General features: G+C 73.5%; 13 protein-coding genes. 5 read left to right on the top strand and 8 right to left on the bottom strand.

Annotation, left to right across the window (positions count from 1 at the left end; all coding sequences use genetic code 11):
* Nucleotides 1-100: 100 nt before the first annotated feature.
* Genes AB0M99_RS31905 through AB0M99_RS31890 form a run of 4 tightly spaced genes read right to left on the bottom strand, consistent with a single transcriptional unit; the run spans nt 101 to nt 5,855 of the window.
* A complete protein-coding gene (locus AB0M99_RS31905) occupies nt 101-1,276 on the bottom strand; it encodes an acyl-CoA dehydrogenase family protein (protein ID WP_365926650.1) in 1,176 nt (391 codons plus the stop codon).
* Nucleotides 1,277-1,283: 7 nt separating this feature from the next.
* Nucleotides 1,284-2,216: a hydroxymethylglutaryl-CoA lyase gene (locus tag AB0M99_RS31900; RefSeq protein ID WP_365926648.1), complete on the bottom strand. Its 933-nt coding sequence runs from the start codon at nt 2,214-2,216 to the stop codon at nt 1,284-1,286.
* A complete protein-coding gene (locus AB0M99_RS31895; protein ID WP_365926646.1) occupies nt 2,213-4,222 on the bottom strand; it encodes a biotin carboxylase N-terminal domain-containing protein in 2,010 nt (669 codons plus the stop codon). Before AB0M99_RS31895 ends, AB0M99_RS31900 begins: the two co-directional genes overlap by 4 nt.
* A 16-nt stretch (nt 4,223-4,238) precedes the next feature.
* The gene (locus AB0M99_RS31890; protein ID WP_365926644.1) at nt 4,239-5,855 is read right to left on the bottom strand and encodes a carboxyl transferase domain-containing protein; all 1,617 of its coding nucleotides are present in this window, start codon (nt 5,853-5,855) and stop codon (nt 4,239-4,241) included.
* A 99-nt stretch (nt 5,856-5,954) separates the two neighbouring features.
* On the opposite strand from AB0M99_RS31890, the gene AB0M99_RS31885 reads away from it, so the two are divergent.
* The 3 genes from AB0M99_RS31885 to AB0M99_RS31875 all read left to right on the top strand — a co-directional run bounded on the left by AB0M99_RS31885 (nt 5,955) and on the right by AB0M99_RS31875 (nt 8,417).
* A complete protein-coding gene (locus AB0M99_RS31885; protein ID WP_365926642.1) occupies nt 5,955-6,533 on the top strand; it encodes a TetR/AcrR family transcriptional regulator in 579 nt (192 codons plus the stop codon).
* Between the two features lie 56 nt (nt 6,534-6,589).
* On the top strand, nt 6,590-7,414 hold the full coding sequence (locus tag AB0M99_RS31880; protein ID WP_365926640.1) for a phosphatase: 825 nt from the start codon (nt 6,590-6,592) through the stop codon (nt 7,412-7,414).
* 160 nt (nt 7,415-7,574) lie between these two features.
* Complete coding sequence (locus AB0M99_RS31875; protein WP_365926638.1) at nt 7,575-8,417, top strand: DUF4253 domain-containing protein; 843 nt, start codon at nt 7,575-7,577, stop codon at nt 8,415-8,417.
* Here the strand turns inward: AB0M99_RS31875 and AB0M99_RS31870 are convergent.
* The 4 genes from AB0M99_RS31870 to AB0M99_RS31855 all read right to left on the bottom strand — a co-directional run bounded on the left by AB0M99_RS31870 (nt 8,414) and on the right by AB0M99_RS31855 (nt 13,257).
* A complete protein-coding gene (locus AB0M99_RS31870; RefSeq protein ID WP_365926636.1) occupies nt 8,414-9,394 on the bottom strand; it encodes a cation diffusion facilitator family transporter in 981 nt (326 codons plus the stop codon). The two genes, AB0M99_RS31875 and AB0M99_RS31870, sit on opposite strands and share 4 nt — an antisense overlap.
* Nucleotides 9,395-9,447: 53 nt before the next feature.
* Nucleotides 9,448-10,332, bottom strand: a complete 885-nt coding sequence (tesB, locus tag AB0M99_RS31865; RefSeq protein WP_365926634.1) for an acyl-CoA thioesterase II — start codon at nt 10,330-10,332, stop codon at nt 9,448-9,450.
* Nucleotides 10,333-10,359: 27 nt separating this feature from the next.
* Nucleotides 10,360-11,517 (bottom strand): acyl-CoA dehydrogenase family protein, encoded by a 1,158-nt coding sequence (locus AB0M99_RS31860; RefSeq protein WP_365926632.1) that lies wholly within the window; start codon nt 11,515-11,517, stop codon nt 10,360-10,362.
* Between the two features lie 285 nt (nt 11,518-11,802).
* Nucleotides 11,803-13,257, bottom strand: coding sequence for a helix-turn-helix domain-containing protein (locus AB0M99_RS31855; protein ID WP_365926630.1), 1,455 nt, complete (start codon nt 13,255-13,257; stop codon nt 11,803-11,805).
* Nucleotides 13,258-13,374: 117 nt separating this feature from the next.
* Here AB0M99_RS31855 and speB point away from each other — a divergent pair, with 117 nt between their 5' ends.
* Both speB and AB0M99_RS31845 read left to right on the top strand, forming a co-directional pair.
* On the top strand, nt 13,375-14,343 hold the full coding sequence (gene speB / locus AB0M99_RS31850) for an agmatinase (RefSeq protein ID WP_361757108.1): 969 nt from the start codon (nt 13,375-13,377) through the stop codon (nt 14,341-14,343).
* A gap of 37 nt (nt 14,344-14,380) precedes the next feature.
* Nucleotides 14,381-16,048: a thiamine pyrophosphate-binding protein gene (locus AB0M99_RS31845; protein ID WP_365926628.1), complete on the top strand. Its 1,668-nt coding sequence runs from the start codon at nt 14,381-14,383 to the stop codon at nt 16,046-16,048.
* Nucleotides 16,049-16,145: the final 97 nt, after the last annotated feature.

The raw sequence follows: 16,145 nt of genomic DNA, 5'->3' as shown, positions 1-16,145 counted from the left end.
TGGGCCGTTCGGAACGAAGGTTAGCCTAACCTTGGCCGAAAACGGTAAGGGGGCCCTAAGTTTTTCGGGCCCCCTTCGTCGTACGGCAGAACCCGCCCGACTAGCCCGCGAATCCCAGCTCGCGGGCGATGAGCATGCGCTGGACCTCGCTCGTGCCCTCGCCGATCTCCAGGATCTTGGAGTCCCGCCACATTCGGGCCACCGGGTACTCGTTCATGAACCCGTAGCCGCCGTGGATCTGCGTGGCGTCACGGGCGTTGTCGACGGCCACCGTGGAGGAGTACAGCTTGGCGATGGCCGCCTCCTTCTTGAACGGCTCGCCCGCCACCAGCCGGGAGGCCGCGTCGCGCCAGCCGATCCGGGCCATGTGCGCGCGCATCTCCATGTCCGCCAGCTTGAACTGGATGGCCTGGTTGTCGCCGATCGCCTTGCCGAAGGCGTGCCGCTCCTTGGCGTACTTCACCGACTCGTCCACACAGCCCTGCGCCAGGCCCGTGGCGAGCGCGGAGATGGCGATCCGGCCCTCGTCGAGGATCCGCAGGAACTGGGCGTAGCCGCGGCCCTCCTCGCCCACCAGGTTGGCCAGCGGGACCCGTACGTCGGAGAAGGACAGCTCACGGGTGTCCGAGGCGTTCCAGCCGACCTTGGAGTACGGGGCGGCCACCGTGAAGCCCGGGGTGCCGGACGGGACGATGATCGAGGAGATCTCCGGGCGGCCGGACCCAGAGGAATCGGACACAGTGCGACCCGTCACGGCGGTGACGGTGACCAGACCGGTGATGTCCGTACCGGAGTTGGTGATGAAGCACTTCGAGCCGTTGATCACCCACTCGTCGCCGTCGCGGACGGCGGTGGTGCGGGTGCCGCCCGCGTCCGAGCCCGCGCCGGGCTCGGTCAGGCCGAACGCGCCGAGGATCTCCCCGGAGCACATCCTCGGCAGCCACTGCTGCTTCTGCTCCTCGGTGCCGAAGAGGTAGAGGGGCATGGCGCCGAGGGAGACCCCGGCCTCCAGGGTGATGGCGACCGAGGAGTCGACGCGGGCCAGCTCCTCCAGGGCGATGCCGAGGGCGAGGTAGTCGCCGCCCATGCCGCCGTACTCCTCGGGGAAGGGCAGGCCGAACAGGCCCATGCGGCCCATCTCGGCGACGATCTCGTACGGGAACTCGTGGCGCTCGTACAGGTCGCCGATCTTCGGCGCCACGACGTCGTGCGCGAACGCCTCGACGGTACGGCGGAGTTCCTCGTGCTCGGGGGTGAGCCGGTGGTCGAGGGACATGGTGTGACTACTCCTTGTGGGAGAGGGCGCGGACGGTACGGGAGGGGCTGGGGCGTCCCAGCCGTTCGGCCATCCAGACGCTCGTGGCGGTGAGGGCGGCCAGATCGACCCCGGTCTCGATGCCGAGACCGTCGAGCATCCACACCAGGTCCTCGGTGGCGAGGTTGCCGGTGGCGCTCTTCGCGTACGGGCATCCGCCGAGGCCGCCTGCGGAGGCGTCGACGGTGCTCACGCCGTGCTGGAGGGCGGCGAGGGTGTTGGACAGGGCCTGGCCGTAGGTGTCGTGGAAGTGCACGCCGATGCGGTCGGTCGTGACGCCTGCCTCGTTCAGCGCGGCGAGCAGGGCCTGGACGTGGCCCGGGGTGGCGACGCCGATGGTGTCGCCGAGGCTCAGCTCGTCGCAGCCGAGGTCGAGCAGGGCCTTGGCGGTCGCCACGACCTGGTGGACCGGGACGGGCCCCTCCCACGGGTCGCCGAAGCACATGGACAGGTAGCCGCGCACATGGGCCTTCTCCTGCCGGGCACGGGCCACGACGGGCTCGAACATGGCGAGGGACTCGGCGACCGTCCGGTTGAGGTTGCGGGCGGCGAAGGTCTCGGTGGCCGAGCCGAACACCGCGATGCGGGTGGCGCCGAGGGCGAGGGCGCGGTCGAGCCCGCGCTCGTTCGGGACCAGCACGGGCAGCGCCGCCTCCACGTCGCCGAGCAGCGGGAAGAGCTGCTCGGCGTCGGCGAGCTGGGGCACCCACTTGGGGTGCACGAAGCTGGTGGCCTCGATGGTGGTGAGGCCGGCCGCGGCGAGGCGGTGGATGAACTCCGCCTTCACCTCCGTGGGAACGGCCGTCTTCTCGTTCTGCAGCCCGTCGCGGGCGCCGACCTCGTGGATCCTCACGCGGGCCGGGAGCCCGGCGGCGGGAACGGTCATGGGCAGCCCGGTCATTCGCCCTCCTCCTCCGGGGTGACGACGGCCAGGACCTGGTCCATCGCGACGGTGGTGCCGGGGGTGACGTCGAGTTCGGTGACGGTGCCGGCGTGGGGGGCGGAGATGACGTGCTCCATCTTCATGGCCTCGACGACGAGGAGGCCCTGCCCGGCCACGACCTTGTCCCCGACGGCCACCTTGACGACGGTGACCGTGCCGGGCATGGGGGCTGCCAGGGTGTCCGCGCCCGCGCTCGCCGCGCCCTTGGCGGCCACCGGGTCGTGGTGCTGCACGTGCCAGCTGTCGCCGTCGCGGCCGAGCCAGGTCCCCTCCGGGGAGGTGGCGTGGCTGAAGCGGTGCGTGACGCCGTCGAGTTCGACGGTGACGGTGCCGGTGGCGCGGGCCACGATCCGGGCGCGGGCCGGTGCGGCCGGATTCGGCTCGGCCGGGTCGGAGACGAGCAGCTCGCAGTCCGTGCCCAGGGGGCGACTGCGGACCTGCACCGGGTCCTGCCCCGGGAGGCGGAAGTGGTGCACCGTCCAGGCCGGGGTACCACCGAGGCGCCAGCCGTTCGGCACGTCGAAGGGGTCGAGCCACCCGCCGGCCGCGGGGGCGTCCGGCCGCGCCAGCAGCGCCGCCGCCGCGTACACCTCCGGCGGGACGCCCTCCGGCAGGAGTTCGGACAGGTCGCGCTCCACCAGGCCCGTGTCCAGGTCGCCGGAGACGACGTCCGGGTGCGCGAGGAGCCTGCGGAGGAAACCGGCGTTGGTCTGCACGCCCAGGATCACCGTGTCGGCGAGGGCGCCCCGCAGCACCCGCAGCGCGGCCGCGCGGTCGGGCCCGTACGCGATGACCTTCGAGAGCATCGGGTCGTACGTCGAGCCCACCGGCACGCCCGCCGTCAGGCCGGAGTCGGTGCGCACCGCCCCGCCGTCCGGCTCGGACAGGGCCAGGACCGTACCGCCGGAGGGCAGGAAGCCGCGCGCCGGGTCCTCCGCGCAGACGCGGGCCTCGATCGCGTGCCCGGTCAGCCGGATCCCGTCCTGGGTGACGGGCAGGGCCTCGCCGGAGGCGACCCGCAGCTGGAGTTCCACGAGGTCCAGGCCCGTGATGAGCTCCGTCACCGGGTGCTCCACCTGGAGGCGGGTGTTCATCTCCATGAAGTAGTACGAGGAGGGGTCGCCGCCCGGGACGATGAACTCCACGGTGCCCGCGCCGACGTACCCGCACGAGCGCGCCGCCTCCACGGCCGCCGCGCCCATCGACGCCCGGAGCTGCGGCGTCAGCAGGACCGACGGCGCTTCCTCGATCACCTTCTGGTGGCGCCGCTGGAGCGAGCACTCGCGCTCGCCCAGGTGGACGACGTTCCCGTGGGAGTCCGCGAGGACCTGGATCTCGATGTGCCGCGGGCGGTCGACCCACCGCTCGACGAGCAGCGTGTCGTCGCCGAAGGAGGACTTCGCCTCGCGCCGGGCCGCCGCGATCTCCTCGGCCAGCGCCGCCGCGTCGCGGACCAGCCGCATGCCCTTGCCGCCGCCGCCCGCCGAGGGCTTGAGCAGCACCGGCATGCCGATCTCCTCGGCCGCCGCGACGAGTTCGGCGTCGGTCAGCCCGCTGCCGGAGGAGCCGGGGACCACGGGCACGCCCGCCGCCCTGACCGTCTCCTTCGCGCGGATCTTGTCGCCCATCAGGGAGATGGCGCTCGCCGGCGGCCCGATGAAGGCCAGCCCGGCGTCCGCGCAGGCCTGTGCGAAGGCCGCGTTCTCGGCGAGGAACCCGTAGCCCGGGTGGACCGCCTCGGCGCCCGTCCGCCCGACGGCATCGAGCAGCCGCTCCACCGACAGGTAGCTCTCGGCGGCGGCCGCCGGGCCGATCCGGACGGCCGTGTCGGCCTCCCGTACGTGCCGGGCGTCCGCGTCGGCGTCGCTGAAGACGGCCACGGAACGGATGCCGAGCTCCCGCAGGGTGCGGATGACCCGGACCGCGATCTCGCCCCGGTTCGCGACCAGAACAGTGCTGAACATCGAAGAGGTCCTCACGTCACATACGGAAGATGCCGAAAGCGGAGTCGCCCAAGGGGGCGTTCGCGCACGCGGTCAGGGCCAGCCCCAGCACCTGCCGGGTCTCCATCGGGTCGATGACCCCGTCGTCCCACAGCCGGGCGGTGGCGTAGTAGGCGTTGCCCTGCGCGTCGTACTGCGCCCGGACCGGGGCCTTGAAGGCCTCCTCGTCCTCGGCGGGCCACTCCTGGCCGGCGCCCTCGATCTGGTCCCGCTTGACCGTGGCCAGCACGGACGCGGCCTGTTCGCCGCCCATCACCGAGATCTTGGCGTTGGGCCACATCCACATGAACCGCGGGGAGTACGCCCGGCCGCACATCGAGTAGTTGCCCGCGCCGTACGAGCCGCCGACCACCACCGTGAGCTTGGGGACCCGCGTGCAGGCCACCGCCGTCACCATCTTGGCGCCGTGCTTGGCGATGCCGCCGGCCTCGTAGTCCCGGCCGACCATGAAGCCGGAGATGTTCTGGAGGAAGAGGAGCGGGATCCCGCGCTGGTCGCACAGCTCGATGAAGTGCGCGCCCTTCTGGGCCGATTCGGAGAACAGGATGCCGTTGTTGGCGATGATCCCGACCGGGTGCCCCTGGATCCGGGCGAAGCCGGTGACCAGCGTCTGCCCGAACTCCGCCTTGAACTCCTGGAACCTGGAGCCGTCCACGATCCGGGCGATGATCTCGCGGGCGTCGTACGGGGTGCGGGAGTCGACCGGAACCGCGCCGTAGAGCCCGTACGGGTCCACCTTGGGCTCCTCGGGCGCCTCGACCGACCAGGGCAGGGCCCCGCGCTCGGGCAGGGTCGCCACGATGTTCCGTACGATCCGCAGCGCGTGCTCGTCGTCCTCCGCGAGGTGGTCGGTCACGCCGGAGACCCGGGAGTGGACCTCGCCGCCGCCGAGCTCCTCGGCCGTGACGACCTCGCCGGTGGCCGCCTTCACCAGTGGCGGGCCGCCGAGGAAGATCGTGCCCTGGCCCCGGACGATGACGGCCTCGTCGCTCATCGCCGGGACGTACGCGCCGCCGGCGGTGCAGGAGCCGAGGACGGCGGCGATCTGCGGGATGCCGGCCCCCGACAGGCGGGCCTGGTTGTAGAAGATGCGGCCGAAGTGCTCCCGGTCGGGGAAGACCTCGTCCTGCATGGGGAGGAAGGCGCCGCCGGAGTCGACCAGGTAGAGGCAGGGGAGACGGTTCTCCAGGGCCACCTCCTGGGCCCGCAGGTGTTTCTTGACGGTCATCGGGTAGTACGTGCCGCCCTTGACGGTGGCGTCGTTCGCGACGATCACGCACTCGCGGCCGCTGACCCGCCCGATGCCCGCGATGACCCCGGCGGCCGGGGCCGCGCCCCCGTACATGCCCTCGGCGGCCAGCGGGGCCAGCTCCAGGAAGGGGGACCCGGGGTCCAGGAGGGTGTCCACGCGGTCGCGGGGGAGCAGCTTCCCGCGGGCGGTGTGGCGGGCGCGGGCCTTCTCCCCGCCACCGAGGCGGGCCGCGTCGAGCCGGGCGCGCAGCCCCTCGGCGAGCTCGCGGTGGGCGGCCTCGTTGGCCCGCCAGGCCTCGGACGCCGGGTCCGCGGCGCTCGTCAGCACTGGTGCCTGCTGCATCGGTCGAGCTCCCTTGCTCGGTGCACGCTGTTAATGAGCGTTAACGCATGTGGGACTTAGGTTAACGAGCGCTAACGGCCCTGTCTAGAATGGATTCCCATGAGCACCAGAGCGGCCGCACCCACCCGTCGCGAGCAGATCCTCAACGAGGCCGCTCGTCTCTTCGCCGAGCGCGGCTTCCACGGCGTCGGCGTGGACGAGATAGGGGCCGCGGTCGGCATCAGCGGCCCCGGGCTCTACCGGCACTTCGCGGGCAAGGACGCGATGCTCGCCGAGCTGCTGGTCGGCATCAGCGAGCGGCTGCTCACCGGCGGCCGCCACCGGGTGGCGGAGGCGGCGGGCGACCCGACCGCGGTACTGGCCTCGCTGATCGACGGCCACATCGACTTCGCCCTCGACGACCGGGCGCTGATCACCCTGCACGACCGGGAGCTGGACCGGCTGCGGGAGGCCGACCGCAAGCTCGTACGGCAGCTGCAGCGCCAGTACGTGGAGCTGTGGGTCGACGTCGCGCGGGCCCTGCACCCGGCGGTCGGCGAGGCGGAGGTACGGGTCTGCGTGCACGCCGTCTTCGGACTGCTGAACTCCACCCCGCACCTGGCGGCCCTGGGGCGGGAGGCGACGGAGGCACTGCTGCGGCGGCTCGCGCACGGGGCGTTCGGGGCCCTGTCGGGGTGAACCCCCGGGTCCGGTGGTCGGAATGGAACAGACGGCTCCGGCCCGGCGACGGCAGAATGGACCCCATGCCGAAGCCGATAGAGACGCCCGCACAAGCCGCCCAGCCGCCGAGCCGCGCCGAACTCATCGACCACCTGGTCCGGACCCGGATCGCGGGGCAGGTCGCGACCCCCCGCGAGAACAACCTCTCCCACTACAGGAAGCTCGCCAACGGCGACCGGCACTACTGGCTCGGGCTGGAGCTCGGCGACCGCTGGACCGACGAGCAGGACGTGCTCGCGGTGATGGCGGAGCGCTGCGGAGTCGTGGACGACCCGGCGTACCGCTTCGGCCAGGACACCATCGACCCGGAGCTGACCGTGGCCGGCCTGGACCGGCTGGCGGCGCGGCTGCGCAAGGCCGCGCTGGACCGGCAGAGCGTGCTGCTCGCCACCGGGCACCCGGGTGGCCTGCTGGACGTCCACCGGGCGACGGCGGACGCGCTGCGCGCGGCGGGCTGCGAGATCGTACGGATCCCGCAGGGCCTGATCGCCGACGAGGGCTCGGTGTGGCAGTTCGCCGACGTGGCGGTGCTGGAGCGGGGCGCGACCCTGTGGCACACGCACTCGCCGGCGCCGATGGCCGCGATCCTCGACGGGCTCGCGGCGGAGGGCCGGCCGCAGCCGGACCTGGTCGTGGCCGACCACGGCTGGGCGGGCTGCGCGGCCCAGCGGGGCCTGGACGCGGTGGGCTACGCCGACTGCAACGACCCGGCGCTGTTCCTCGGTGAGGCCGAGGGAACCCTCCAGGTGGCGATCCCCCTGGACGACCACGTCCGGGACCCGCGCTTCTACGACCCGATGGTGGCGTACCTGCTGGCTGCCGCGGGTCTCCTTCCTTAGGCGCCCCTCGCACCGCTCCGCGGGCTTCGGGCCGCTGCGGCGAACTCCGTCCGCCGGGGGGCGCGGGGCGGGGCCGAAGGCCGCAGTGTCCCCGCCGGGACGGCCGCAGCGCATGCGGCCGGCCCACGCGTTGTCGGTGGCGGCGGCTACGGTCGCCCGCATGAGAGCTGCGCGGAGCCCCCTGGACGTCCTCGCCGCGGACTCCCGGGGCCGGGGCCGGGGTCCGGACCTCGGACTGCCTCCGGGCGCCCTGATCACCCGGCCCGGCAGGCGCCTGCGCCGGGCGGTGCCGCTGCTGTGGGTGTCCGACGCCGCGGTGGGCGGCGACTGCCTGGCCGGTCACCGCGGCGGGGCCCCGGCCGCCCTCGGGCTGTACCCGGTCCTGCTCCAGGACCGGCGCGGGCTGGAGGAGTGGTGGCGCCTGCGGGAGCTGTACCCGGAGCGGATGTCCGACCCCGGCGACCACGACGCCAGGCAGGTCCTCCGGGAGCACTGGAGCGGCGCGGTGCCCGACCCCGAGGAGGGCGCGGAGGGCGCCGAGCTCATCGCCCCCTTCGGCAGGGACTGGCCCGGGCAGGCGGCGCCGCTGATCGCGGGGCAGGACCCGGAGGCCGCGGCCGGCGCACTCGCCCGCGACCTGGTCCGGGACGGCGGCTGCCTGCCGAGCCCGCGGCTCGCGCTCGTTCCCGCCGGGCGCGGGGCCGACGTACTCGCGGCCATCGGCTGGGGCGGACCGGCCAACCACGAGAACGACACCGCCCGCATCGCCGCCGTACTGCGGTCCTGGGAGGACCGTTTCGGCGCCCGGGTCGTCGCGCTCGGCTTCGACGAGCTCCACGTCTCGGTGGCCGCCCCGCCCAGGACGCGGGCCGAGGCGCTCGCGGTCGCCGCCGAGCACTTCGCCTTCTGCCCCGACAACGTCTGGCAGGGCTCGGGCAGCATCCGCGCCTATGCGGACGAGGCCCTGACGGGCTCCGCCCACTGGTCCTTCTGGTGGGACTAGTCCGGGGGCGGAGGCGGAGGCAAAGGCGTGGGCGTCGGGTCCAGGTACACGCGGCGGATCGCCGGGAAGCGCTCGCGCAGCTGCGCCTCCGCGTCCTCGCACGCCGCCTCCACCTGCCGCGCCGACGCCAGGTCATGGAAGTCGACCTTCGCCGCGACGAGCACCTCCGCCGGGCCCTGGACCAGGGTCGTCAGCTCCAGTACCCCCTCGATGTGCAGCACCGACAGCAGTTCCTCCCGGACCTCCGCCCGCATCGCCGCGGGCAGCGGACGCCCGACCAGGTACCGGGCGTTCGAGCGGCCCAGCTCCCACGCCACCCACACCAGCAGCAGCCCGATCAGCAGCGACGCCACCCCGTCGTACGCCCCCGACCCCGTCAGCTGCGCCCCCAGCAGGCCGCCCGCCGCCAGTGCCAGGCCGATCAGCGCGGCCGCGTTCTCCAGCAGCACCGCCTTCACCGCCGTGTCCGGGGTGTGCTTCACGTACAGGCCGACCGGCGCCGCCATCCGCGCCGCCTCGCCCTTGACCTGCCGCCACGCCACCAGCAGGGAGTAGCCCTCCAGCAGGAAGGCGAGGCCGAGGACCGCGTAGGAGAGCGTCGGGTCGCCCGGCTCCTCCCCGTGCACCAGCGTGTGGATGCCGTCGTACACGGCGAACACCGCACCGCCGACGAAGGTCGCGATCGACGCCAGCAGCGCCCAGATGTACCGCTCGGGCCCGTACCCCAGCGGATGCGCCTCGTCCGCGGGCTTCGTGCTGCGCTTCAGCGAGGCCAGCAGCATCACCTCGGTCACGGTGTCGGCCACCGAGTGCGCGGCCTCGGACAGCATCGCGCTCGATCCGCTGACGACCCCGCCGACCGCCTTGGCGGCCGCGATCCCCAGGTTGGTGACGACGGCGACGAGGACCGTGCCGAGGCTCTCGTCCGTCACCGGTCTGTGTACGGGTCCGGTCGGCGACGGCTCGCTGCTGGGCATGAAGTGACGGTATGTCCGAATGTCCGCCCGCGCGAGCCGGCCCCGCGCGTCGCCTACGCCCGCGCCCGCGGTACGCGCACGACACCTTCCTGGATGACGGTGACGGCGAGCCGGCCGTCCTGCGTCCAGATCCGGGCCTGCCCGAGCCCGCGCCCGGCGGCTGCCGAGGGGGACTCCTGGTCGTACAGCAGCCACTCGTCCGCCCGGAAGGGCCGGTGGAACCACATGGCGTGGTCCAGCGAGGCGCCCACGACGTCGCCGACGGCCCAGCCGCCGCGCCCGTGGGCGAGCAGCACCGAGTCGAGCAGCGTCATGTCGGAGACGTAGGTGGCCAGGCAGGTGTGCAGGAGCGCGTCGTCGCTCTCCAGCTTGCCGGCCGTACGGAACCACACCTGCGAGCGCGGTTCCACCGGCGCCCCGACGCTGCCCCAGGGCGGGGTCGTCGCGTAGCGCAGGTCCACCGCGCTACGCGCCTCGATCAGCCGCTCCACCGTCCCCGGGTCGCGGAAGATCTCGCGGTACCCGGGCAGGGACTCGGCCGCGGTCGGCAGGGTCTCCGGGTCGGGGGCGTCCGGCATGGCGGCCTGGTGGTCCAGGCCCTCCTCGTACGTCTGGAAGGACGCGGAGAGGTGGAAGATCGGCTGCCCGTGCTGGACGGCGACGACCCGGCGCGTGGTGAAGGAGCGGCCGTCGCGGATCCGGTCGACGGAGTACACGATGGGCGCGCCGGGATCCCCGGCGCGCAGGAAGTACGAGTGCAGCGAGTGCGCGGTCCGGTCCTCGGGCACGGTCCGCCCGGCGGCGACCAGCGCCTGGGCCGCGACCTGTCCGCCGAACACGCGCGGTACCAGCGCCGAACGGCTGGTACCGCGGAAGATGTTCTCCTCGATCTGCTCAAGGTCGAGCAGATCGAGGAGCGTCGTCAGTGCCTCGTTCATGGAGGGAAGGCCAAGCGCCCGATTCCCTTACAGGCCCATGGACTTGGCGATGATGGACTTCATGACCTCGCTGGTGCCGCCGTAGATGCGGTTGACGCGGTTGTCGGCGTACAGGCGGGCGATCGGGTACTCGTTCATGTAGCCGTAGCCGCCGTGCAGCTGGAGGCACTTGTCGATGACGCGGTGCGCGACCTCGGTGCAGAAGAGCTTCGCGGACGCGGCTTCGGCGGCGGTCAGCTCACCGGCGTCCAGGGCCTCCAGGGCGCGGTCGGCGACGGCCTCGGCGGCGTCCACCTCGGCCTGGCAGGCGGCCAGCTCGAACTTGGTGTTCTGGAAGTGCGCGACCGGCTTGCCGAAGACGGTGCGCTCGGTCACGTACTGCTGGGCGAACCGGATGGCGGCCTTGGCCTGCGCGTACGCGCCGAAGGCGATGCCCCAGCGCTCGGAGGGCAGGTTGGCGCCGAGGTAGTAGAAGCCCTTGTTCTCCTCGCCGAGCAGGTCCTCGACCGGGACCTTCACGTCAACGAACGCCAGCTCGGCGGTGTCGGAGGTGCGCAGGCCGAGCTTGTCCAGCTTGCGGCCGATGGAGTAGCCCTCGGACTTGGTGTCCACGGCGAACAGCGAGATGCCGAAGCGGCGGTCCTCGGCCGTCGGGGCGGAGGTGCGGGCGCAGACGATCACGCGGTCGGCGTGGACGCCACCGGTGATGAAGGTCTTGGCACCGTTGAGGACGTAGTGCGTGCCGTCCTCGGAGAGCTTGGCGGTGGTCTTCATGCCCGCGACGTCGGAGCCGGTGCCCGGCTCGGTCATCGCGAGGGCCCACATCTCCTCGCCGGTGACGAACTTTTCGAGGTAACGCTTCTTCTGCTCGTCGTTGGCGAGCATCTTGATGTAGGGGAGCGCCAGCAGCACGTGCACGCCGGAGCCGCCGAACTGCACGCCCGCGCGCGAGGTCTCTTCGTAGAGAACGGCCTCGAACTTGTGGGTGTCCAGGCCCGCGCCGCCGAACTCCTCGGGGACGTTGATGCCGAAGAGGCCCAGCTCGCCGAGCTTGAGGTAGAAGTCGCGCGGCGCCTGGCCCGCGGCGAACCACTCGTCGTAGACGGGGACGACCTCGGCCTCGATGAAGGCGCGGATGGTCTCGCGGAACGCCTCGTGGTCCTCGTTGAAAACGGTGCGGCGCACGGGCCGACTCCCTTCGGTCGCGGCGGTCCGCCGCCTATGGCTAAGCGCTTGCTCAGACTAAGTTACCGGCGAGTTGTCCCCGCTGTCCAGAGTGTGGATCCCCACACGCCCCAACCGCCCGCAAATAACGTGGCGCGCGCCGGTGAGTTCCGCCTGGAGTACCGGTCAACGCGATCGTCCTGGACTTCCTGCTGAACGAGCCGGTGCCGACGGTCGCCGCGATCCGCCGGGCCCGCTGAGGCAAGGCGGTCCCTGAGGCGCTCCCTGAGGCGGTCCCTGAGGGGATCAGGCCCACCGCAGCGCGAACCACAGCTCCATGCGGGTGTCCGGGTCGTCGAGGTCCGTGCCGAGGAGCTCCGCGCAGCGGGACACGCGCTGGCGCACGGTGTTGCGGTGGACCCCGAGGGCCGCGGCCGTGCGGTCCCAGCTGCCGTGGTGGGCCAGCCAGGCGCGCAGCGTCTCCCGGTGGGCCGGGTTCAGCGGGGCGAGCAGGGCTTCGGCGTGGGCGCGGGCCTCGGCCGGGTCCAGGAGGGTGCCGAGGCCGCCGGGGGAGTGCCGGGCCAGCGGCGTCCGGGCCGCCTCGGCGCGCTCCAGGGCCCGCCCGGCCTGCGCCCCGGCCGTACTGAGCTCCGCGGGCGCGGCCGGGGCGCTGACCCCGAGGCGCCACCCGGGCTGCGGGGCGGGCTCCCGGTCGGTGAGCAGGCGTACGCCGTCCTCGCGCGGGTCCAGCAGTACGGTGCCCAGCGCGGCCGCCAGGGCCCGCGGATCCCCGGCGCCGCGGGCGTGGACGGCGTACCAGGGCCCCGGGGCGAGGGCGTCCGCGGGATCCCCGTCGAGCAGCAGCCGGGTCAGCGCGGCGGCTTCGTCCCCCGCGGGGCGGCTCGCGGTGAGCAGGGTCAGCAGTACCGCGGCGACGGAGGCGATGGTGTGGTCGCCGGGGGCCCGCCCCGGGGTGGCCAGGGCCAGTACCCGGCCGCCGCCCACGGCGTAGGCGGCGAGGTGCGTCCCGCCCAGGGTGTCGGTGGCGGTCGCCGTCGCCCCCGGGGCCACCCGCTCGGCCAGCGCGCCCACGGCGGCGAGCGCCGCCTCGCCGGGAGCGCCGCCGGCCGCCGCGCGGCCGGGCCCGACAGCGGTCCGCGCCGCCCCGCCCCGGCCCGGGACGAGCAGGGCCGTCCAGCCGCCCAGGCTCGCCGCCAAGCGGGAGAGCACGGCCGCGACCGGATCGGGCCGGGCGGCCGCCGCGGCGAGCGACTGCTGGGCCTCGGTGACCCGGCGCAGCTCCCGCGTACGGGCCTCCGCCATCAGCCGCCAGACGGTCCGGGCGACCGCCGTGAACGGGGTGCGCTGCGGGACCTCCAGCAGCGGCAGCCCGTGCCGCGCGCAGGCGGCCGCCAGCGCGGGGGGCACCTCCTCGTGCACGGGCGCCACCCCGAAGCCGAGCGCGGCCGCGCCCGCCGCGACGAGCCCGGTCACGTAGCCGTCGGGGTCGCCCAGCCGGCCCTCGGGGTCGCCCACCCCGCCGTCGAGGTCGCCCACCCCGCCGTCGGGGCCGGCCCGCAGCTCCGCACCGGCCGTGAGCAGCAGCTCTCCGCCCAGCAGGTACGGCGACGGGTCCGCCATCTCGGAAGCGTGCACCCCGTGCACATAGGCCTCGGTGGGCCCCGCGAGGTGCCGCAGCCCCAGCTCGCGATCGGCGAGCAGCGCGGCCAGCGGGACCGGTGGGGTGGGCGGGGCCTCCATGGATGCTCCGTACATATCGGGGGGTGCGCAGTGGATAAAACGTACACTTCGCGCCCCCGGGGTGTCGGCTTACGCTCGAAGCACCGCACCAGCAGGACCTCCAGAAGGGCACCCCCCATGAGCACGCAGCCGCGCGGCCCCGTCGACTCCTCCCGCATCCCGCGCTATGCGGGCCCGGCGACCTTCGCCCGGCTGCCGCGCCTCGACGAGGTCGGCGGCAAGGCCGACGTCGCCGTCGTCGGCGTGCCTTTCGACTCCGGCGTCTCCTACCGCCCCGGCGCCCGCTTCGGCGGCAACGCCATCCGCGAGGCCTCGCGCCTGCTGCGCCCGTACAACCCGGCGCAGGACGCCTCCCCCTTCGCCCTCGCGCAGGTCGCGGACGCCGGTGACATCGCCGCGAACCCCTTCAACATCAACGAGGCCGTCGAGACGATCGAGGCCGCGGCCGACGAGCTGATCGGCAACGGCTCCCGCCTGATGACCCTCGGCGGCGACCACACCATCGCGCTGCCGCTGCTCCGTTCGGTGGCGAAGAAGCACGGCCCGGTCGCGCTGCTGCACTTCGACGCGCACCTGGACACGTGGGACACGTACTTCGGCGCCGAGTACACGCACGGCACCCCGTTCCGCCGTGCGGTGGAGGAGGGCATCCTCGACACCGAGGCGCTCTCCCACGTCGGCACGCGCGGCCCGCTGTACGGCAAGCAGGACCTGGACGACGACGCCAAGATGGGCTTCGGCATCGTCACCTCGGCGGACGTCTACCGCCGCGGCGCCGACGAGGTCGCCGACCAGCTGCGCCAGCGCATCGGCGACCGCCCCCTCTACATCTCGATCGACATCGACGTGCTGGACCCGGCGCACGCGCCCGGCACCGGCACCCCCGAGGCGGGCGGCATGACCTCCCGCGAGCTGCTGGAGATCATCCGCGGGCTGTCCTCCTGCAACCTCGTCTCGGCCGACGTCGTCGAGGTCGCCCCGGCGTACGATCACGCCGAGATCACCTCGGTCGCGGCCTCGCACACCGCGTACGAGCTCACCACGATCATGAGCCGTCAGATCGCTGCCGCCAGGCAGGGTCGATAAGCACAGCGCGGCGGCGAAGGCGAAGGGCAACTAACACGTGACGCACGACCACGACCTGGTACTCCGTCCCACCGCGGCCCAGACGGCGGCAGCGCTCGCGCCACCGCCCGGGCGGACGGGCGGGGACCTGGTCGTGGAGACGCTGCGCTCCCTCGGCGCGAACACCGTCTTCGGGCTGCCCGGCCAGCACGCGCTGGCCCTCTTCGACGCGGTCGGCCGCTCCGACCTGCGTCTCGTGGGACTGCGTACGGAGAACAACGCGGGCTTCGCGGCCGACGCGTACGGCCGGATCACGGGCGAGGCGGTCCCCCTCCTCCTCTCCACCGGCCCGGGCGCGCTGATGGCACTGCCCGCCCTGGCCGAGGCGGCGGCCGCCTCGGCCCCGGTCCTCGCCATCTCCTCGCAGGTCCCGGTGGCGGGCCTGGGCGGCGGCCGGCGCGGACACCTGCACGAGCTGCGGGACCAGTCGGCCTCCTTCCGGGACGTGGTCAAGTCGGTCCATGAGGCCCGCACCCCCTCCCAGATCCCGTCGGTGATCGCCGAGGCCTGGGAATCGGCGCTGACCGCCCCGCACGGGCCGGTCTTCGTCGAGATCCCGGAGGACGTCCTGCGCGCCGAGACCCTCGTCCCCGAGGTCACGGGCGTGGACGCCACCCCGCACGAACTCGCCCCGCGCCCGGAGCTGACCGCGCTGGCCGCGCACTGGCTGTCGCGGGCCTCCCGCCCGGTGATCATCGCGGGCGGCGGGGTGGTCCGCTCGGACGCCTCGGGCAAGCTGAAGCAGCTCGCGGAACGCCTGAACGCGCCGGTGGTCACCACCTTCGGAGGCAAGGGCGCCTTCCCCTGGACCCACCCGCTGTCCCTCCAGTCCTGGCTGGAGGACCGCCGCATGACCGACTTCCTGGAGGACGCGGACGTCCTGCTGGTGGTGGGCTCGGGCCTCGGGGAACTCTCCTCGAACTACCACACGTTCTTCCCGGAGGGCCGGGTCGTCCAGATCGACGCGGACCTCGGCAAGCTGGAGGCCAACCACGCCGGCCTCGGCATCCACGCGGACGCCCGCCTCGCCCTCCAGGCCGTGCTGGAGACGGTGGACGAGCGCGAGGACCCGACGGCCCCGGAGCGCGTCCGCCTGGTCCTGGCGGACATCGCGGCGCGCCTCGACGCGCAGGAGGTCGCCCTGGAGCGGTCCCTGCTGACCGCCGTCCGCGCGGCGCTCCCGGCCCGCTCCCCGTCCTTCTGGGACATGACGATCCTGTCCTACTGGGCCTGGTCGGCCTTCGACGCCAAGCACCCCAACACCATGCACTCGGCGCAGGGCGCGGGCGGCCTCGGCTACGCCTTCCCGGCGGCCCTCGGCGCGTGCGTCGCGGAACCGGGCACCCCGGTCCTCGCGGTCTCCGGCGACGGCGGCGCGATGTACTCGATCGCCGACCTCGCCACCGCCCGGCAGCACGATCTGGACGTCACCTGGCTGATCGTGGACGACGGCGGCTACGGCATCCTGCGCGAGTACGGCTGCGCCACGGGCACGGACCTGGCCCGCCCCGACTTCGTCGCCCTGGCCGCCTCCTTCGGCGTCCCGGCGGCCACCACCACCCCGGAGTCCCTCCGCGAGGACCTGGCGAAGTCCCTGGCCGCCCCGGGCCCCTCGGTCCTCGTCCTCCCGGCCACCCTCAAGATGTTCGCCCCGACCCACCTCTGACCGTGAGGTGGGCCGCCGGGCGAGGTGCCAGCCTGTGGGGCTGGTCCTTTTCCCAGCGACCTCCTCCCGAACCCGTCGTGCGACGTTAATCGCAACG

The sequence above is a fragment of the Streptomyces sp. NPDC051183 genome, from assembly GCF_040682455.1.
Taxonomy (GTDB): domain Bacteria; phylum Actinomycetota; class Actinomycetes; order Streptomycetales; family Streptomycetaceae; genus Streptomyces.
This window is presented reverse-complemented; position numbering and strand designations above follow the sequence as displayed.